The 20,458-nt window shown below is 68.2% G+C and carries 11 protein-coding genes; 6 read left to right on the plus strand and 5 right to left on the minus strand.

Translation table 11 applies throughout. From position 1 onward, the window contains the following. Positions 1–91 precede the first annotated feature (91 nt). Positions 92–6,202 carry a hypothetical protein gene (locus ACK4HH_RS09405; RefSeq protein ID WP_409651057.1) on the minus strand — a complete coding sequence of 2,037 codons (6,111 nt, stop codon included), beginning with the start codon at positions 6,200–6,202 and terminating at the stop codon, positions 92–94. A 199-nt stretch (positions 6,203–6,401) separates the two neighbouring features. Here ACK4HH_RS09405 and ACK4HH_RS09410 point away from each other — a divergent pair, with 199 nt between their 5' ends. Together ACK4HH_RS09410 and ACK4HH_RS09415 are read left to right on the plus strand one after the other, a co-directional pair. Further along, positions 6,402–7,226 carry a hypothetical protein gene (locus ACK4HH_RS09410; RefSeq protein WP_409651059.1) on the plus strand — a complete coding sequence of 275 codons (825 nt, stop codon included), beginning with the start codon at positions 6,402–6,404 and terminating at the stop codon, positions 7,224–7,226. A gap of 21 nt (positions 7,227–7,247) precedes the next feature. Next, entirely contained in the window at positions 7,248–8,570 is a 1,323-nt protein-coding gene (locus ACK4HH_RS09415) for a GNAT family N-acetyltransferase (protein WP_409651061.1), read from the plus strand. 4 nt (positions 8,571–8,574) lie between these two features. Here ACK4HH_RS09415 and ACK4HH_RS09420 read toward each other — a convergent pair whose 3' ends face one another. Then, a complete protein-coding gene (locus ACK4HH_RS09420; RefSeq protein WP_409651063.1) occupies positions 8,575–10,605 on the minus strand; it encodes a M3 family metallopeptidase in 2,031 nt (676 codons plus the stop codon). A gap of 99 nt (positions 10,606–10,704) precedes the next feature. Here ACK4HH_RS09420 and ACK4HH_RS09425 point away from each other — a divergent pair, with 99 nt between their 5' ends. Further along, on the plus strand, positions 10,705–11,331 hold the full coding sequence (locus ACK4HH_RS09425) for a helix-turn-helix domain-containing protein (RefSeq protein ID WP_409651065.1): 627 nt from the start codon (positions 10,705–10,707) through the stop codon (positions 11,329–11,331). 2 nt (positions 11,332–11,333) lie between these two features. Continuing rightward, positions 11,334–11,540, plus strand: coding sequence for a hypothetical protein (locus ACK4HH_RS09430; RefSeq protein WP_409651067.1), 207 nt, complete (start codon positions 11,334–11,336; stop codon positions 11,538–11,540). A gap of 172 nt (positions 11,541–11,712) precedes the next feature. Here the strand turns inward: ACK4HH_RS09430 and ACK4HH_RS09435 are convergent, their stop codons facing one another. From ACK4HH_RS09435 to valS, 3 genes are read right to left on the minus strand one after another with little or no spacing between them, the layout of a single operon-like run. Next, entirely contained in the window at positions 11,713–11,949 is a 237-nt protein-coding gene (locus ACK4HH_RS09435; protein WP_409651069.1) for a hypothetical protein, read from the minus strand. Between the two features lie 3 nt (positions 11,950–11,952). Beyond that, positions 11,953–12,399: an N-acetyltransferase family protein gene (locus tag ACK4HH_RS09440; protein WP_409651071.1), complete on the minus strand. Its 447-nt coding sequence runs from the start codon at positions 12,397–12,399 to the stop codon at positions 11,953–11,955. 2 nt (positions 12,400–12,401) lie between these two features. Then, positions 12,402–14,990 (minus strand): valine--tRNA ligase, encoded by a 2,589-nt coding sequence (valS, locus tag ACK4HH_RS09445; protein WP_409651073.1) that lies wholly within the window; start codon positions 14,988–14,990, stop codon positions 12,402–12,404. Positions 14,991–15,151: 161 nt separating this feature from the next. Between valS and ACK4HH_RS09450 the strand changes: the two genes are divergently transcribed. Together ACK4HH_RS09450 and ACK4HH_RS09455 are read left to right on the plus strand one after the other, a co-directional pair. Next, positions 15,152–18,598 (plus strand): fibronectin type III domain-containing protein, encoded by a 3,447-nt coding sequence (locus ACK4HH_RS09450; RefSeq protein WP_409651075.1) that lies wholly within the window; start codon positions 15,152–15,154, stop codon positions 18,596–18,598. A gap of 8 nt (positions 18,599–18,606) precedes the next feature. After that, positions 18,607–20,457: a fibronectin type III domain-containing protein gene (locus tag ACK4HH_RS09455; RefSeq protein ID WP_409651077.1), complete on the plus strand. Its 1,851-nt coding sequence runs from the start codon at positions 18,607–18,609 to the stop codon at positions 20,455–20,457. Position 20,458: the final 1 nt, after the last annotated feature.

Below are 20,458 nucleotides of genomic sequence, written 5' to 3' on the forward strand. Positions count from 1 at the left end.
CGCAGGGTCGGCGCGCGCAGACCGGTGGCCGGCGTCGAGCGGGACTGCTCGGCGCCGGCCACCGGTTCGCTGCGTGGGCCGGGGATCGCGGCTACCTCACGACGAGGGGCGCCGAGATCGCGAGCGGCGAGTCGAGATACCCGGCTCGCGACGCGGTCACCACCACGCGCACCGACTGCCCGATCTCGATGTCGGGAATCTCTTCGATCACGAGCGACTTCTGGTCTTCGCCCTCAAGGTCGACCCAGTTACCGTCGCCCCGATTGATTTGCCACTGGTAGCGCAGATCAAGGCCGACCGCGGGCCACGTGCCTGCGGTTGTCGTGACTGTCTGGGTGACGAGAACGCCTGTCACCGCGAGACCGCCCACGCGCAACAGCGGCAACCCTGATGCGCTGACGGCGGCCCCGAGCCCGACGGTGAGGGTCGGCGAGGCCGTCGGGGTCGAGTTCGGGTAGCCGGTCTTGCGCGCCACCACGGTCACCCCGATCTCGTCGCCGAGGTCGCCCACGAGGGGGGTGTAGGTGCTCGACGTGGCGCCGACGATCGGCGTCCCGTTGCGCGTCCACTGGTAGGTGTACGACGTCGGCGTGACATCCCACGTGCCCGCGCTCACGGTGAGGGTCGAGCCCACGCGGGCGCTCGCACCGGCACTGACGCCGCTCACCGGCACGGGGCCGAGCGCCGTGATGACGCCCGCGCTCGGCGTGACGGTCGCGTTGGCGTACCCGGTGCGCTTGGCGATCACGGTGACAGTGATCGTCTTGCCCAGGTCGGTGCTCACGAGGCGGTAGCTCGAGAGCGTCGCCCCGGTGATCGCCACGTTGTTGCGTCGCCACTGGTAGGTGTACGACGAGGGCGCGGGTGCCCAGTCGGCGGTCACGACGCGCAGCAAGCGACCGACCGAGGGCGTGCCCTCGATGGTGGTCGTACCGGGCACGAACGGCTCGACGGGCAGGATGACGACCCCGGTGAGGGTGGTCGCCGTGCTCGTCGGGTGCCCGGTGGCGGCCGCCGTGATGCGCACGCTGATCGTGCGCCCGACGTCGGTCGTCGTCGGCACGTAGGTGCTCTTCGTCGCGCCGGTGATCGCCGCGCCGTTGCGCAGCCACTGGTAGGCGAGCGTCGTCGTGGTCGGCGTCGTCTGCATCGACTCGGTGTCGATCGAGAGCGTGAAGCCCACCTTCGGCGTACCGGCGATGCTGGGCGGCGTGTCGATCGTCACCTGGGGTCCCGAGCGCACGGGCACGATGACGGTCGTCGGGGTGTAGCCCGCTCGCGTCGCCGTGACGGTCGCGACGATGCGGCCCGGCGAGCCGATCACCTCAGGAGTGGTGAACGTGCTGCTCGTCGCGGTGTTGACCCCCGCGTGCTCGGTGTACGTGCCGTCGGCCAGGTAGTAGCGCCACCCGAAGGTGTAGGTCGCGCCCGAGGGGCTCCATGCTCCGGCGCTCACCCGGTACCCGCCCGCGACCGCGGTCACGGTGCTCTTGGTCGTCTGCACCATGGCCACCGCAGGAACGACGGTGCCGATCGCCAGCTCCTCCGTTGCGCTCGCGAAGCCCGTTCGGCTCGCGGTGACGCGCAGCGTCAGCTGGGGTGCCGTGCTGTTCGCGGCAACGTCGGCCGTCACGAGCTTGTAGGTGGATGCTCGCGACACCACTACCGGATCCCCGCTGTTCGTCGACCGCACCCACTCGTACGCGTAGGTCAGTCGATCGATGCTCCAGGTGCCCGGCTTCGCGGTGAGGGTCTGCCCCACGCGCAGGGCGCCGGTCACGGCGGGCGCGACGGAGAGGGTCGGAGCGTCGCCGAGCTCGACGACGGGGGACTGCGGAGTGGTGTACACGTCCGTGATGCCGTTTAAGCCTTCTTCGTAACCGAGAATGCTCACCGTCACGTACACAGAGATACGTGCACCTGCATCGCCGGGGGCGAGGACGTAGGTCGATCCGGTGGCGCCGATGATATTCCGGCCGTCTCGCAACCACTGATAACGGATGACTCCGACGTCGCCGGTCCAAGTTCCTTCCGTTACGGTGACCGTCTCGCCGACAGCGAACCCGAATGGAGCGACGATCTCGGGCTCCATCCCGATGACTCGAGTCGGCGGCTCAAGCCCTACCGCTTCGTCGACCTCGAAGTCGACGGCTTGCGGTCCAGGCAACTCGAGATCTCCATCAAGCACGGTGGTCGACCCGCCGGCAACACTGACAGCCAAGAAGTCTCGAGGCTCGTACACGGTCGAGACTTCGCCGTCATACGACGACTCGGAGAATAGGCGCACGTTGTAAGTACCCGGTGCCAAGTTCTCGATGGGGAACAGGTCGTCGAGAATGCGTGTGGTGGCACAGGGGTCACCGAGTATTGAGGTTCCTGGCGTGAGGCTCCACACCACGTTGCCGTCGACGACCCGTTCAACTGTGATGCAGCCCCACCGTCCGTCATCGAGTATCTCGGCGTCGATCACGCCCGTTCTCACCGGCAGTGCGATGTTTCTGCCCGTGAGTGTCGTTCCAGTAGCCGAAACGCGCGTTGCCGTGGTGGAATCGTCGACCCCGCCCAGGTACGTCAGGGGGTACTGCTGCGAATCGTCGATCACCTTGACGACGTACGTGCCGCGGTCGACGCGCAACGTGTAGTTGCCCAGTGCGTCAGTGGTTGTCGCGGTGGTGCCGACGCTGGGATACTCATCGATCACAACCCCGTCAATCACACGTTGAGCGATGACCGTCAGGTTCTTCACCCCAACGCCTCCACTCGTGACTTTGCCGGTGATGCGAACCGTCGGGAGCAGTGAGATATTTCGAGTCACGGCCGACCCGGTCGGCACGAAGACAGTTTGGGAGCTCTGCGAGAATCCTGTGCCCGCGTTCGACGAGCGCGAGTTGAAAGTCACGTCGTACGAGCCGCCACTGAGTCCTGGCAACACGTAGCTGCCGGTCGCGCTGGTTGTGGCCTCCCAGTACTCTCCTCCGAAGATTTCTTCATTGCGGTCGTTGCGCCCAGCAGAGATATCGATCCCGGCAACGCCAGCGCCGGTCACAGCGTTCTTGATGACGCCCTGGATCGTGCCACCTGCGTACAGGCGCGCCTCCACGAATCGGGTCGTCCCCTCGGAGGAGAGGGCGACCGTCTCAGACAGTCCCCGATTACGGGAACCGCCGAGATACTGCCCTGCATATGCCGAGGCGCCTTCTCCCGGAGAGAAGTACAAGATGTACGTTCCCGTCGGAAGACTGTCGAGCGTGAACTTCCCTCCCGAGTCGGTCAAGAAGTAGTCCTCGAAGGTCGTGTCGGGCAGCGCGCCGTCGATGCGTTCGGCGTACACGCCTATGTTGGCGAGCGGAGTTCCCGTTCGACCCACGACGATTCCTTCAATGACTGATGACCGTTCGATCGCAATATCGCCCATGTCGACGGGTTCCGCGTCTGTCGTCACCGCGGGCCCGTCGACAGCCTTTCGTGCAAACTCTTGGGTATCGGTGCTGAAGACATTCCGGTTTCCGACGAACACCTGGGTCGGACCCGAATCAAAACCACCAAGGGTGAAGGTTCCGTCCTCCGCCGTCGTCGTTTCGTCGGACAATGAGCCATACGAATCGACGGGAATCCCGGCGATTGGATCTCCGGAGCTGTCGACAATCCGTCCCGTCAGTCGCCCGGCCAAGTTGAGCAATAGGTCGGGTGCGACAGCGACCCCGCTGGTCAAGTCGAGCCGCGTCGCCAGGCTCTTGCGGGTTGTCTCACCAAGCCATTCGTCGAGGTAGAAGTCAGGGCCGCTCTCCCAATAGGGCGTCGCAGCGGTCACGGTGTAAGACCCGGGCGGCAGAGGGGGCAAGTCATACTCGCCGGCAGAGTTGGTGGAGAAGGGTCCGCTCACGTCGGTCCTACTCCCGGTGTCCGAGATGAATCGGTGCAAGTAAACGCTCATGCCCTCTAGCGGCAGGCCCGAGCTCTCGGCTTTAATGACGCCGCTCAAGTCGACTGCGTTGTCGAACTGCACGTCGAGATTGCCCAGCGTTTGGGGCGTCGTGAGCGTGTAGACATCGGCGACGCTCTCGGAGTACTCACCGCCGACGAATCGCTCGGGATATTGCGCCCCGTCCTGTGACCCCGATGGGTCGGCCAGTCCGACGTACTCGCCTGAGTTGAGTCCCGTCACCTCGTAGCGCCCATCGGCATCGGTGTAGTCACTCGACTGGTTGCTGTAGTCGGTGTACCCATTGTTGGTGCCGTACCACGTCACTTGCACGCCTTGGAGGGCCGTACCTTCCGGGCTGCGAATCGTGCCCGTCACCGTGGCTCCGGGGTCGAGCTGCACGTTTTTGCTGGTGACCGCGGCGCCGGTGCTCACCGTGAAATACGTGGCGTCGTCGAGTGTCTCAGAATTCGTGAAGTACTCGTCTCGGTAGTTCTCGGCACCCTCGTACGACACGAACACTGTGTACGAGCCAGCGCGCAACCCGGTAATGAGGTACTTGCCATCGTTGGCCACGTCTGCCTCGCCCTGGCCATAGCAATCGGTGTACTCGTTCACGAGGTCGCGCTTGCACGCGATCACGGAGGCATTCATCGGATCCTCATTGGGAAGCGCGCCCGAGGCGAACGAGACCGTGCCCGCGATACTCGCCGCACGGTCGAGCACAACGTTGACGCCCGTCTTGGTTGCTCCAGCAGATACCGCCACCGGGGTGCCCTGGTAGTCGTAGATTTTGTTGTTATAGAACTCGGGCAGGTAAATGGTCGTTCCGGTCGTCGGCGGTGTGTAGCCGATGATGTACGAACCGGCGGGTAGTCCAGCCAACGTGTACGTACCGGTGGTCGAGGTCGTCACCGAGGCAATCTCCTGGATGCCCTGGTTGTCGTTTCGGTACGCAGTCACCACGACGCTGCGCAGCCCACTGCCCGCGGTGTTCTTGACGGTGCCCGAAATTCTGCTGCCGAGCGCGAGCTGAGCGTCGATCGCCGATCGCCGCTGGCCCGCCGTGAGGTCGATCGGGTTGGTGTCATAGGCCTCTTCGGCAGATGCCGTGAATCGCAGGTCATTCCAGTACTCCGACAGATAGCCGCTTCGACCACCGATCTCGACGGCGTACTTACCCGGGGGCAACTCGCGCACTTCGTACCGTCCGGTCGAGAGAGTCGAGACAGTCGTCACTTCTTCGAAGTAGACCGAACCGTACTCAGTCCGGCTCTGACGCCACACCACGACGTCCTGACCTGCAAGATTCGTTCCTCCGGTCGAACGCACGAGGCCCTCGATGATCGCTCCCTGCAGCAGCGTGATATCGACGTTGTCGCTGGTGTAGGCGTCGCCGACCTGCACAATGTGGTTGTTGTACAACGCTTCATTGGCGCGGTACGAACCGCCCTTGAATGCGTCGGCGATGTTCGATTGGTTCCCTCGGTACTCGAACTGCACCAAGTACTCGCCAGCCTCGAGACCGCTCACGCTCCAGTTGTCGGCGCCGGGCGCCGCATCGACCGTGAAGACCGTCGGTTGCGCGCTGATCATCGCGCCGAACTCGTCATAGGTGACCTGCCAGGCCGTGACGGCCACCTCATCGAGACCTGCCTGATAGGTCGACGCACCGGAACCAACGTCTGGCGTCACGCTCACGGTGCCCGAAATGCTGTAGCCCGAACCGGGGTCGCCACCGCCCCCGTCGCCCCCGCCGCCGTCTCCGCCGTCAACGAATTCGAAGTATGCGTCGAAGTTTCCGAGGCTGGATTCGCCGATGGTGCTGGGCTCCAGCCAACTCGCGTAGTAGAGAGCGTCATCCAACGACGAAAAGGCTCCATACCCGAGGTACTGATCAGCCAGTCCGGCTTCAAGGGGCGCACTGAATCCGAAGAGATACGCCCCATCGCCGACGTCGATGGACCAGTTGTCGCCTTCAAGGTCAGCTGCAGAGACGACCGTCGACCCTGCCTCGGTCGCGGTGACGAGCTCGGTGTCGACCAAGTATGCGGTCACCGTGATGTCGTCGGTGGCCGTGGCGAGACGGTATTCACCGCCGACCTCCATAGGGGGCAGGTACACCGTGCCCGAGACCGTGTAGGGCGCCTCGGCGTTCGCGACGGTCGCCAGCCCGAGCAGCGAGCTCGCGGCGACGGCGATGCTGGTGATCAGGGCTGCCGCGCTGCGACGTGCGCGACGGTGCCGTGCGGGAGTGGCGGTGGGGGTGGGCGCCGACATCTGAGTCCTCCGAGGGTCATGCTGAACAGCCCTCAGGTGCGAGGATTGGTCTCACTGTAAGCGCACGACGCCCATTCGTCACGAGCAATTTTCGCGACAGCATGGGGAGAAGTACCCCAGTGCGGGGGAGGCCCCCAGCTCCACCGCTCAGCGGCCCGGCAGGAGTAGGGTCGGGGGCGCCTGAGCAAAGGAGCCACCGATGTCGACCACCCCTGTTTCGACCCGAACCGCCGCGGCCGAGCACCGTCGCGGCGCCGCGATCGGCGCCGCGCGCAAGGGCGCTATCTACGGCATCATCGTGTCGTTCTCGCTCGCCGCGATCGTCGGCATCATCGCCCTGCTGAGCGGCGACTTCGGCGAGACCCAGGGCCGCATCATCCTCATGACGCTGCTGCTCGGCGCCACGAGCATCACGGCGCTCTGCCACCTGGCGATCGCCGACCGTGCCATGCGCATCGTGGGCTTCGTGGGCCTCGCCGCGAGCGCGATCACCCTCATCACGGGCCTCGTGCTGATCTGGCGCGACTGGGATTCGCCCGGCTTCGACGAGTGGTTCAAGGCCTTCGCCACCGCGGGCATTCTGGCGGTGAGCTTCGCGCACGCCAACCTGCTGCTGCTGCTCGCGGGGCGTCGCCGCGCGGTCATTCGCTACGGCCTCATGATCACGCTCGTGATGATCGCGGTCGTCGCCATCATGTTCATTCTGCCGATCCTCAGCAACGGCGAGATTCCCGGCCCGGGCAATGAAGAGTGGTACACGCGCGTGTTCGGCGTCGCCGGCATTCTCGACGTGCTCGGCACGGTCGTCGTGCCCGTGCTCGCCATCTTCGTCAAAGACGCGCCCGCGGTGGCCGTGGCCGACGCGATGGGGGTGGATGCCGAGGCCTCTGCCCCCGCCCCCACCGACCACCTCGCGCTCACGCTGCCGGCCGATGTGGCCCGTGCGCTCGAGCAGCGCGCCGCGGCCGATGGGGTGGATTCGACCACGGCCGCCCTCGACGCCCTGCGCCGCGGCCTGCAGTAGCCCGCTCGCTAGCCTGGCTGCATGACCGATCCGCAGAACGCCCTGCCGCTCGACGAGCACTCGCGTGCGGCGCTCGCCGCCTCGGCGCTGACCTACGACGCCCTCACCGGCGCCGATGCGTCGGCGTTCGACCGCTGGCTGCAGGCGGCCTACCGGGGCTTGCACTTCGACGCGTTGACGCCCGAGCAGCTGGCCCAGTATCGCGAGGGCTTCGGCCCGACCCGGGCGATCGGGGTGTGGGATCCGACGTCGGCCGAGCCCGAGAGCCCCGTGGCCACAGTCGCCTCGTGGCGCTCACCACTGAGTCTGGGCGACGGCCGCAGCGTCGATGCCTGGGCGATCAGCCTGGTGTCGGTGGCGGCGACCCACCGCCGCCGCGGCATCGCGCGGGCGCTGCTCGAGGGCGAGCTGCGGGCGGCGCACGCGGCGGGCATCCCGCTCGCGATGCTCACCGTCTCTGAGGCGACCATCTACGGGCGCTGGGGCTTCGGCCCCGCGGCGTACACGGCCGACTACCGCATCGACACGCGCGGTCTGCGGGTCAGCGCCCCGCTGCCGGCGGGGCGCGTGCACCGGGTCGAGACGGCGGCGCTGCGGCCGGCAGCGCCGGCGCTCATGGCGCGGTCGCACGAGCGGGTCGCGGGCGAGGTGCCTTTCGACACGCAGCAGTTCGACCGCATGTTCGCGATCGCCGCGCGCACCGCATCCCGCGCCGCGAGCCTGCGGGCCGTGCGCTTCGACGATGCGAGCGGCGTTGCGCAGGGCTTCGCGCTCTACTCGGTGGCCGAAGACCCGCACGATTTCGCGGCCCACACGCTGACGGTCGAGTACCTGTGCGCGGCGACCGACGACGCGCTCGTGGCGCTGTGGCACCACCTGCTCGATCAGGATCTGGTCGCGACGGTGGTGGCGCCGCTGCGCCCCGTCGACGAGCCCCTCGAGTGGATGGTCTCGAACCCCCGCGCCGTGCGCACGACCGACCGCCGCGAGCACCTGTGGCTGCGCGTGCTCGACGTGCCCGCGGCGCTGAGCGCGCGCCGCTACGCCGCCGCCGATTCGGTGCTGCTGCGGGTCACCGACCCGCTGGGCTTCGCCGAGGGCGAGTGGATGCTCACGACGAGCCCCGACGGCGCCGCGACGGTCACGGCACACGCGGGCGAGCTGCACGGCGCAGCAGTGATCGATCTGGGCGTCGAGGCGCTCGGAGCGCTGCTGCTCGGCGGCACCCCGGTCGAGGCGCTGCGCCTGGCCGGTCGACTCGCCGAGGGAGCGCCCGGCTCCGCCGACCGCCTCGCGGCGGTGCTGCGGCCCGCGCGCGCGCCGCACCTCAGCACCTGGTTCTGACGAGCTACGCGGCGAGCCCCCGCCGCTGCAGCAGCGGCTCGATGACCGCGTCGCGGCCGCGGAACGCGCGGTAGGCCTCGAGCGGGTCGCCGGCGCCGCCGATGCCGAGCACGTGCTGCCGAAAGCGGTCGCCGTTGGCGCGCGTGAGTCCGCCGTTCTGCTCGAACCACTGCACGGTGTCGGCGTCGAGCACCTCGCTCCAGATATAGCTGTAGTAGCCGGCGTCGTAGCCGCCCGAGAAGGTGTGGGCGAAGTACGCCGAGCTGTAGCGGGTGGGCACCGCGGGGTTGTCGAGACCCACGCGCGTCAGGGCGGCGGCTTCGAAGGCGGCGACATCCGTCACGGCGGCGGCCTCGTCGGCGCTGAGCGTGTGCCAGGCCTGGTCGAGCAGGGCCGCGGCGAGGTACTCGCTCGTGGCGAAGCCCTCGCCCCACAGCTGCGCGGCGCGCACGCGGTCGAGCACCTCGGCAGGGATCGGCTCGCCCGTGATGTGGTGCACCGCGTAGTCGCCCACGATCTCGGGCCAGAGCATCCACATCTCGTTGACCTGGCTGGGGAACTCGACGAAGTCGCGGTACACGTTCGTGCCGGTGAACCGTGGGTAGGTGACGTGCGCGAAGAGCCCGTGCAGCGCGTGCCCGAACTCGTGGAAGAACGTGTTGACCTCGTCGAAGGTCAGCAGGGTCGGCTCGCCCGCGGCGGGCTTGGGCACGTTGAGATTGTTGACGACGATCGTCGGATGCCCGAGCAGCGTGTTCTGCCCGATGAGCTCGTTCATCCACGCGCCGCCGCGCTTGCTGTCGCGGGTGTAGAGGTCGAGCAGGTAGAGCCCGAGGTCGGATCCATCCTCGTTGCGCACCTCGAACACCCGCACCTCCGGGTGGTACCCCACGAGGTCGGTGCGCTCGTCGAAGGTGATGCCGTACACCTTCGTGGCGGCCGCGAAGATTCCGCGCCACAGCACGCGCTCGGCCTCGAAGTAGGGGCGCAGCTCGCTCGTGTCGACGTCGTAGTCGGCTTTGCGCACCTTCTCGTTGTAAAAGGCCCAGTCGTGGGCCTCGATGGGGTGGCCGGCCAGGGCCTCGAGCTTGGCCTGCTCGGCGGCGGCGTTGCGGGCCGCGGCGGGGGCGAGGCGCTCGAGCATCTCGGCGACGCGCCTCGGGTTCTGCGCCGTCTGGTCGGCGGTCACGAAGGCGGCGTGGTTGTCGAATCCGAGCAGCGCGGCGCGCTCGGCGCGCAGGCGCACGATCTCGAGCAGCACGGGGCGGTTGTCGTGCTCGCCCTCGCGTCCGCCCCGCGCGCGCGAGGCGGCCATGATCCGCTCGCGCACCTCGCGATTGGTCAGGTTCTCGAGCCACGGGTGACCGGTCGGCAGCACGAGCGTGATCAGGTACTGGCCCTCGAGGCCGCGGTCGGTCGCGGCCTGGGCCGCGGCGCTGATCTCGCCGGGCGAGAGGCCGTCGAGCTCGGCAGGGTTGTCGATGACGACCGCGAGCTCGTTGGTGTCGGCGAGCAGGTTCTTCTCGAAGGCGGTCTCGAGCGTCGAGAGCCGGGCGTTGAGCTCGCTCAGGCGCCCCTTCTGCGCGTCGTCGAGGCCCGCGCCCGCGAGGGTCATGGTCGTGTAGTGCCGCTCGATGAGGTAGCGCTGCTCGGGCGTCAGGTCGAGCTCATCGCGCCGCTCGTGCAGCTGCGCGATGCGCCAGTAGAGCGCCGAGTCGAGCGTGATGGCGTCGGTGTGGGCCGCAAGCTTGGGGGCGAGCTCGGCTTCGAGCGCATTCGTGACGTCGTTCGAGTCGGCCGAGGCCTTGTTGTAGAACACGCGCAGCACGCGCGTCAGCAGCTGGCCGCTCGACTCGAGCGGCACCATCGTGTTCTCGAAGGTGGGCATGTCGCGCCGACGGGTGATGTTCCCGATCTCGGCGAGCTGCTCGGCCATGCCCTGCTCGATCGCGGGGGCGTAGTGCTCGTCGCTGATCTCGGCGAAGGGCGGCAGCTGGTACGGCAGGGTGCTCGGGGAGAGGAACGGGTTCGACATGCCTCCACTGTAGGGCCGATGTTGCAAAGGTTCCTATGCAAACAAATGCTTGCAAAGAAATGCTTGCAAAGACTTCTTTGCATTGCTATCGTCGTCGACATGGAGAAGAACCTCGACGAGCACGGCGGCCGCACCGCCGACCTCGACGGCCTCAAGGCGCTCGCGCATCCCTTGCGCATGCAGCTCATCGAGGCGCTGTCGACCTACGGCGAAGACACCGCCAGCGGGCTCGCCGAGCGCCTCGGCGAGTCGAGCGGTGCCACGAGCTACCACCTGCGTCAGCTCGAGAAGCACGGCTACGTTCGCGAGGTCGAGGGTCGCGGCACCGGTCGCGAGCGGTGGTGGGAGCGCGTGCCCGGCCCCATCCATCTCGGCAGCGCCGAGCTCGACCACAGCGAGGCCGGCCGCGCCGCCTCGCGCGTCATCATGCGCGAGTGGCTGCACCACCGCGAGTCGGGCGTGCGCGACATCATCGAGCGCGGGCACGACGTGCTCGCCCCCGAGTGGCGCGAGGCCATCGCGCTGCAGTCGGCGAGCGTGCACGTCACGGCCGAGCAGCTCGAGCAGCTCAACGAGCGCGTCTCCACCCTGATTCTTGAGTTCGCCCGCGAGCACCGCGGGCAGCGCATCCCGGGCTCGCGGCCCGTGCACCTGCAGTACTCCGGTTTTCCTGTTCTCGACGGCGTCGAGATCCCCGCCACCACGACCCCCCAGAAAGAGAGCTGATCATGACCACGATCTCGCTCACCGTGTGCGACGCGACTCCGCGCGAGTCGACGCTGCGCCGGCTCGCCCTCAACGCGGGCGTCGCGCTCGTGCGCTGGGCGCACCGCCGCCCGGCTGCTCCGACGCACGAGCAGCAGGCGCTGCGCCTCGCCGCCCAGCAGGCCTCCGCGCGCCAGCGCGACAGCCTGCGCTACGGCTTCGTGCAGTAGTCGCCCGCTCGCAACCCGCGGGCAACCTTCGCCCATCAGCCTCGAGCGGTGCGCTGCCGCAGCGCTCGACCCCGACCGACACCCCGCGTTCAGCGACGCGCAGCACCGATGCACCACCCGATGATCCGAGCATCCGCATCGGGCGGGAGATACGCCCCGCGCCTCCCGTCGCTCAGCGCGGGGTGTCGCCGTTCTCGGTCACGATCGTGCCGTCGTGCGCCACACGGATGACCGTGCCATCGTCGAGCTCGACGACCGGGCGGTTCTCGAGCCACGTGAGCGTCCAGCGCCACAGCGTGGTGTCGAGCCCGAGCAGCTCGCCCTCGACGGCGCGGATCGCCGCGCGAACCTCGGGGCTCAACCGTGCGGGCGGTTCGCCGCCCACCGACCAGCGGGTTCCGAGCTGCATCGCTCAGACCTCTTTCTCGTACGTGACCCACGTCGTGCGGGTTGCGACACGATCGTAGACCCGCTGCGCGCGCTCGTTGTCGGCCGCGGTGATCCAGCGGATCGTGCCGCCGCCGTGCCCGCGGGCGTGCTGCTCGATGGCCGCGAGCAGCGCCGTGCCGGCACCCGAGCCGCGCACCTCGGGCACGGTGTACAGGTCGTCGAGAAACCATGCGGGGCCGGCCGTGAAGGTGTCGGGCTGCTCGCGCACGTGCGCGAAGCCCACGACCTCGCCGCCGTGCTCGGCGACGAGGCAGAACAGCAGGTGCTGCGCATCCATCAGCCAGGCCCACACGCCGTCGAGCACGGCGTCGTCGAACTCGGTCTCGTAGAAGACCCCGTACGCCGTGAACAGTTCGCGCCACCGCGCGGCGTCGCGCGCCTCGATCGGCCGCACCGTCACGTCGCCCATGCTCAGGCCTCCGGCATCTCGGCGAGCTCGATCGAGACGACGGAGACCTCGTCGGCGGGCTCGAACGTGAGCTGGGCGATGCGCCCGACGGCGGCCAGGTCGGCGGCCGCCAGTTCGAGCAGCGAGGGCCCGGCGATGACGGCGCTCGAGACGGGCGTCTTCTGCGAGGCCTTCGCGTCGGTCTTGGCGCGGCGGATTCCGATGAGCGCCTCAGACATGAGGGGCAGCAGGCCGCCGTGCTGCGCATCCACGCCCAATTCGTCGACGGTCGGCCACGGGGCGCGGTGCACCGAGCCGGCGTGGGTCCAGCTCCACACCTCTTCGGTGGCGAAGGGGATGACCGGCGCGAACAGGCGCACGAAGACGTCGATCGCGAGCTGCAGCGCCGTGACGGCGCTCGCCTGGCCGGCCTCGCCCTGCGAGCCGTAGGCGCGCTCTTTGACGAGCTCGAGGTAGTCGTCGGTGAAGGTCCAGAAGAACTGCTCGGCCACTTCGAGGGCGCGCGCGTGGTCGTACTCCTCGTACGCGCGGGTCGCGGTGGCGACCACCTCGCCGAGGGTCGCGAGCATGTCGATGTCGAGGGGCTCGGTCACCGCATCCGGGCCCGTCACGGTGCCCGCGGGGGCCTCGAATGAGTAGACGAACTTGGCCGCGTTGAGCACCTTGATAGCCAGGCGGCGCCCGATCTTCATCTGCTTGGGGTTCTGCGGGTCGAAGGCCGCGTCGGTGCCGAGGCGCGAGCTGGCCGCCCAGTAGCGCACCGCGTCGCTGCCGTGCTCGTCGAGCATCGCCGCCGGGGTCACGACGTTGCCCTTCGACTTCGACATCTTCTTGCGGTCGGGGTCGACGATGAAGCCCGAGATGCCGGCGTGCTTCCACGGCAGGGTTCCGTGCTCGAGCTCGGCGCGCAGCACGGTCGAGAACAGCCAGGTGCGAATGATGTCTTGCCCCTGGCTGCGCAGGTCGTAGGGGAACACGAGACCGAAGAGCTCGGGGTCGTCTTCCCACTTCGCGGCGATCTGCGGGGTGAGGCTCGAGGTCGCCCAGGTGTCCATGATGTCGACCTCGCCGATGAAGCCGTGCGGCTGGCCGCGCTGCGCCTCGTCGAACCCGGGGGCGGGCATCGACGCGGGGTCGACGGGCAGCTGGTCTTCACTCGGCACGATGGGCTCGCCGGTCTGCTCGCCGTTCTCGTCGAGGCGGTACCAGACGGGAATCGGCACCCCGAAGAAGCGCTGCCGCGAGATCAGCCAGTCGCCCGAGAGGCCGCCGACCCAGTTCTCGTAGCGCACACGCATGAAGTCGGGGTGGAAGGCGATCTCGCGCCCGCGCTCGAGCAGGCGCGCGGTGAGGGCTTCGTCGCGCGCTCCGTTGGCGATGTACCACTGGCGCGTGGTGACGATCTCGAGCGGCTTGTCGCCCTTCTCGAAGAACTTCACGGGGTGCGTGATGGGTCGCGGCTCACCGATGAGGTCGCCCGATTCGCGCAACAGCTCGACGATGCGCGCCTTCGCGCTGAACACGGTCTTGCCCGCGAGCTCGGCGTACACCTCGGCAGCCGCACCCTCGATGCCCTCAGGGGCCTCGGCGAGCACGCGCCCGTCTTTGCCGAGCATGGGCCGCAGCGGCAGGTCGAGCTCGCGCCACCACACCACGTCGGTCACGTCGCCGAAGGTGCAGACCATGGCGATGCCCGAGCCCTTGTCTTGCTGGGCGAGGTGGTGGGCCACGACGGGCACCTCGACGCCGAACAGCGGCGTGCGCACGGTGGTGCCGAAGAGCGCCTGGTAGCGGGGGTCATCAGGATGCGCGACGAGGGCCACGCAGGCGGGGATCAGTTCGGGGCGGGTCGTCTCGATGTCGATCGTGCCGCCGTCGGGGGCGTGGAAGCTCACGCGGTGGAAGGCTCCGGGCATCTCTTTGTCTTCGAGCTCGGCCTGGGCCACGGCGGTGCGGAACGTGACATCCCACAGCGTCGGGGCATCGGCCCGGTAGGCCTCGCCGCGCGCGAGATTGCGCAGAAAGGCCCGCTGGGCCACGCGCTGCGCCTCGTCGCCGATCGTGCGGTAGGTCTGGCTCCAGTCGACGCTCAGGCCGAGCGTGCGCCACAGGTCTTCGAACTGTTTCTCGTCTTCGACGGTCAGCCGCTCGCACAGCTCGATGAAGTTGCGGCGCGACACGGGAACCTGGTCGGCGGCCTTCGCGCTCGCGTTGTCGCCGCCCTCGAGCGGCGGCGTGAAGTCGGAGTCGTAGGGCAGCGTCGGGTCGCAGCGCACGCCGTAGTAGTTCTGCACCCGGCGCTCGGTGGGCAGTCCGTTGTCGTCCCAGCCCATCGGGTAGAAGAGGTTCTTGCCGCGCATGCGCTGAAACCGTGCGGCCAGGTCCATGTGCGTGTAGCTGAAGACGTGGCCGATGTGCAGCGAGCCCGAGGCGGTGGGCGGGGGAGTGTCGATGGCGTAGACCGAGTCGGGCCCCGCATCCAGCGCCGCCTGGCGGTCGAAGCGGTAGGTGCCCTGCGATTCCCAGGCCGGCGCCCACTTGCTTTCGAGGCCTTCGAGGGCGGGCTTGTCGGGCAGGCTGGCGTGGCTCATCGCAGGTCTCGCTTCGGTATGTGCGGCACCGTGTCAGAAGGGTGAGGTGCCTGAGTGTGAGGGGTGCTGCCATCGTACCGGCCCGGCACAACCGGCCGGGTTTCGTCACCCCCTGTTCTCGGGGGCGAAATCTGTTTGCGAATGCCGCTCGATACCGTAGCGTGACCATAACTCGTCTCTCTGATCACCAAGGGATCCCCGTGCGCCGTCGCAACTCCACCCTGTCTCTGCTGCTCGGCGTCGCGATCGCGATCTCGTCGGCCCCCCTGGCCGCGTTCGCGGCTCCGGATGCTGCGCCCGAGCCGCCCAAGGGTGGCGACATCGAGCGTCCCGCCGGCGAGGCAGCCGGCCTCATCGTGCGCTATGCCCCGGGCACGCTGCCCACGCAGGGCGGCGAGGTGACCGGAGCCGAGGGTCTCGACCTGCAGGTGAGCGCGGGCGACAACATCGGGCGCGGCCTGCGCACGATCGAGTTCGACGAGCTGCAGTCGGCCGAGGCGGCCCGCGAGGCCGCCGCGCAGCTCGAGCAGTCGCCGCTCGTGCTCGAGGCCTACCCCAACTTCATCTACCGCTTGAACGACACGATCGAGTCGACCGGCGTCGGCCCGCAGCCCGACTCGTTCGTGACGACGCAGACCTCGACGACGTGGGGCCTCGGCCGCATCGACCAGACCAGCGGAACGCTCGACTACCGGTACACCTACGACACGACGGGTGAGGGCGTCACGGCCTACATCGTCGACTCGGGAATCCGCCCGACGCACACGCAGTTCACGGGCCGCCTCGAGACCGGCTACAAACTGCCGCGCTTCGCCTCGACGGGCGACTGCAACGGCCATGGCACCCACGTTGCGGGCACGGTCGGCGGTACAACCTATGGGGTGGCAAAGAAGGTGACGCTCGTTCCCGTGCGTGTGTTCGGGTGCAACCCTGAACGCGTGGTAGCGCCCCCCGCAGTAAATCCAGATGTGCCCACGACCGAAGATCTGCTGGGCGCGATCGACTGGATTATCGCCGACCACCAGCCCGGTGAGCCGGCCGTCGTCAACATGAGTCTCGGCGGCCCCTTCCTGCAAGAGCTCAACGACAAGGTTCAGGCAATGATCAACGACGGCATCGTCGTCGTCGTCTCGTCGGGCAATGAGAGCGACTACAGCTGCGATGTCAGCCCGGCGAGCGCCCCGAACGCCATCACGGTCAACGCCGCGACGAAGACCAACAACGACGCCTCGTACTCCAACTTCGGCCAGTGCAGCGACCTCTACGCGCCCGGCAGTGAGGTCAAGTCGGCCTGGTTCTCGAGCAACACGGCCACCGCGACGATCAGCGGCACCTCGATGGCCGCGCCGCACGTCGCGGGTGCCGTGGCGCGCATGTTGAGCCACTACCCGACGCTGACTCCCTCGGTGGCGACCTTGACGCTGCTCGACCAGGCCTCGGACTTCGACCCCGGTCTCAACGCCGAAATCGAGTACTACTGCAGCTTCTTCCCCAGTGAAGAGTTCTGTTTCTGGGGTGACGACCCCGAGCTCATGCTCTTCACCCCGCGGCTGCAGACCCTCACGACGGCACCGATCCCGACCATCTCGGGTTCGCCCACCGGTCTCTCGACGCTCACCGCCACCATCGGCTCGTGGGTGCAGACCGGGCCCGAGCCCGACGTCGACCCCGACCTGTTCCTGCAGTGGAAGCGCTCGGGTGTGGTGATTCCCGGCGCGACCGACCTCGATTACACCCTGACGCCCGCCGATGTCGGCAAGACGATCACGGTCACCGTCACGGGCTACGCCGAGGGATACGCGTCCCTCTCGAAGACGAGCGCGGCCACGCCCACCGTCACGAAGCCCGCTCTGAGCGCGCCCACGGGCGTCGCACTGCGGGCGTATCCGGGGTCGATCGGCATCGAGTGGAGCCTGCCCGTCGACATCGGCGGCACGATCAGCGACTACGTCATCCAGTACCGGCCGACGACCTCGTCGACCTACCTGACCTTCAACGACGGTGTCGATGCGACCGTCTTCGACTCCGAGATCACCGGGCTCAAGTTCGGCACCTCCTACTACGTGAAGATCGCGGCCAAGACCGAGTTCGGGACGGGTGCCTTCACGACCGCCGCGCTCGTCAAGACCCAGACGGGCCTGCCGACCGCGCCGACCGGCGTGACGGCCACGCCCGCGCCGCGCAGCATCCAGCTCGACTGGACCGCGCCGGCGACGCTCAACGGCGGCACGATCAGCGACTACGTGATCCGCTACCGCGTGAGCGGCACGACCACCTGGAAGACGTTCGCCGACGGGGTGGGCACGACCACGACCGCCACGGTCACGGGCCTCTCGGGCAGCCGCACCTACGAGTTCGCCATCCAGGCGAAGACCCAGTTCGGCTCGGGCACCTCGGCCACCATCAAGCGCTCGACCCAGTCGGGGCTCGCCTCGCTGCCGACCTCGCTCGCGGGCACGCCGACGCGCACGACCATGGAACTCACGTGGAACGCGCCGACCACGACCAACGGCGGCGAGCTGCTCGACTACATCGTCAAGTACCGCCGCACGGGCACCACCACGTGGATCGTGTTCAACGACGGGGTGACCACCGGCACGGGTGTGACGATCTCGGGGCTCACGCGCGGCACCTCGTACGAGTTCGCCGTCGCCGCCAAGACGCAGTACGGCACGGCGCCGTCGGCGGTGCTCAAGAAGTCCACGCTCACGGGCATCCCGTCCGCCGTCAACGGACTCGTGACGGGCCCCGAGCTCACGGCGATGAACCTCGCGTGGAACGCTCCCGCCACCACGAACGACGGCGGCGACGTGACCGACTACGTCATTCGCTACCGGGCGACCGGCGCCACGACCTGGATCACGGTCAATGACGGCGTCTCGTCGCTCGCCGAGGCCGGCATCACGGGCCTGACGCGCAACAAGTCGTACGAGTTCACGGTCGCGGCCAAGACGATCTACGGCACCGGTCCGACGCTGCTGATCAAGAGGTCGACGCTCAGCGGCATCGCCTCGGCGCCGACGGTCCTCGAGGCCACCGAGCGCACGGCGAAGACCATCGCCCTGAGCTGGTACACCCCCTCGGCCACCAATGGCGGAACGATCACCGACTACGTCGTGCGCTACCGCGTGGCCGGAACGACCACGTGGACGACGTTCGCCGATGGCGTTAGCACCGCGACGTCGGCGACCATCACGGGCCTCACCCGCCTGAAGTCGTACGACGTCAACGTCGCCGCGCGCACCCTCGCTGGCTCGACGAGCCTCACGGGGTCGAGCGTGACACTGCGTGTCTCAACGCTCTCGGGTGCCCCCGCGGCGCCGGTGGTCACGCTCGATGAGGGGGGAACGCAGTTCCTCGAGGTGATTGTCGCCGCGACGGCCGACCCCGCGTACCCGATCACGGGTTACACGGTCGAATACCGCGAGGTCGGAGACTCGACCTGGTTGCCGGCGCCCGAGTCCCTTTCGGGAGGCGGCGGATCGATGACCATCCTCGGTCTCGATTCGAGCACTGAGTATGAGATTCGGGCCCGGGCGACCAGTGCGGGGGGTACGAGCGCCAACAGCGCCACCCTGACCGTCAGCACCGGGTCGTCGGCGCCGTAGGCGACGTCATGCGGCGCGCCCTCCTGACCCTCGGTCTCGCACTCGTGACCGTGGTGTCAGGGGTGCCCGCGAGCGCATCGGCCGTGACGGCCTCGGCCGTCACCACGACGGCGCTCTCCAGTGCACCGACCGCGGTGACGGCCATCGCGGGCGCGGGCACGGTGCAGCTGGCGTGGGGCGCTCCGGCGACACCGTCGGGAACGGTGAGCGACTACGTCGTGCAGTACCGCCTGACCACGTCGAGCACGTACACGACCGTCGTCGACGGCGTTTCGACCGATCTGGCGGCCACGATCACGGGCCTCAAGCGGGGCTCGTCGTACTACGTGAAGGTCGCGGCCGTGACCGAGTCGGGGCGCGGCACGTTCTCGAGCCCGAAGCTCGTGAAGACGCTGACCGGGCTGCCCTCGGGGGTCGTCCGACCGTTCGCATTGTCGCAACTGACCGCTATCGGGCTGGGCTGGGATCCGCCCGCGACCACGAATGGCGGCGGTCCGGTCATCGACTATGTCGTGCGGTATCGGGTGCTCGGCACCACCACCTGGAAGACGTTTCTCGACGGCGTGAGCGACGCTCCCTCGGTCGTCGTGACCGGTCTGACCAGGTCGCGCTCCTATGCGTTCACCGTGCAGGCGGTGACGGCCTTCGGCCGCGGCGCGGCCGTCTCGTTGCAGGGCTCGACCTTCAACGGCATTCCGAGTCGAGTGCGGTACCTCGGCGGCTCGACCTACGGCGTCGACCACCTGTACGTCAGTTGGGCAGAGGCGTATGCGCTCGGCTCACCGGTGACCGATTACGTCGTGCAGTACCGGCAGCTCGGCTACACCACGTGGCGCACGCACGCTGATGGTGTCTCGGGCACGCTGACCCAGACCGAGATCACGGGCCTCAAGCGGGGTGTCACCTACGAGGTCAAGGTCTGGGCGAAATCCCTCTACGGCTCGGGTTCGTCATCGACGACGCGGCTGACGGTCGACAACGGCCTGCCGGGCGCGCCGCGCTTCTTCAGCAGCCCCAGCACCGCGGTCGACTCGCTCACGCTGCAGTGGGCAGCCCCGGGTGCGTCATGGCCGGACTACCCCATCACCAGCTACACGGTTCTCATGAGAAAGACTGGCACGACCACGTGGCGCGAAGCCGCGCTCGAGTACCACGGCGCGACCCATGCGACCGTGCCCGGGCTGACGCGCGGCACCAGCTACGAGTTCGCGGTCTACGCCTCGACGGTCTACGGGCGGGGGCCCTCGACGCGGCTGACGGCCGTGACCCTCACCGGAGTGCCGTCGGCGGTGCCCTCGATCGAGTTCGAGCCGAGCGCGCACCGCGTGGTCGTCAAGTCGCAGAATCCGTGGGAGAACGGCAGCCCGATCGTCGACTACGTCGTGCGGTACCGGCCCGTGGGCTCGACCACCTGGCGCGTGTTCGATGACGGGGTCTCGACCACCCCGTGGGTCACGGTCACGGGTCTCTCTCGACTCACCGCCTACGAGTTCTCGGCGCACGCGGTGAGCGCCTACGGCGCCGGACTAGCGTCGCCGGTCGTTCGAGCATCCACGCTGAGCGGGGTGCCGAGTGCCGCGATCGTCACCTCGACGGGAACCCGCACGTCGACCAGTGTCACCAACCTGCTGCGGGTGACGCCTGACCCCGACTACCCGATCACGTCGTACGAGATCGACTACCGGGTCTATGGCGGCTCGCAGTGGACGACGCTGACGCTCACCGCGCTCGACCCCGATGACATGATCACGATCGAGGGGCTGTCGCCCTCGACGACCTACGAGGTGCGCGTCCGCGCGATCTCGTCGCAGGGCGCCGGCCCCTACGGCTTCACGCAGTACGTCTACACCCGCTCGTAGC

The organism is Microcella sp., from assembly GCF_046296455.1.
Lineage (GTDB): Bacteria > Actinomycetota > Actinomycetes > Actinomycetales > Microbacteriaceae > Microcella.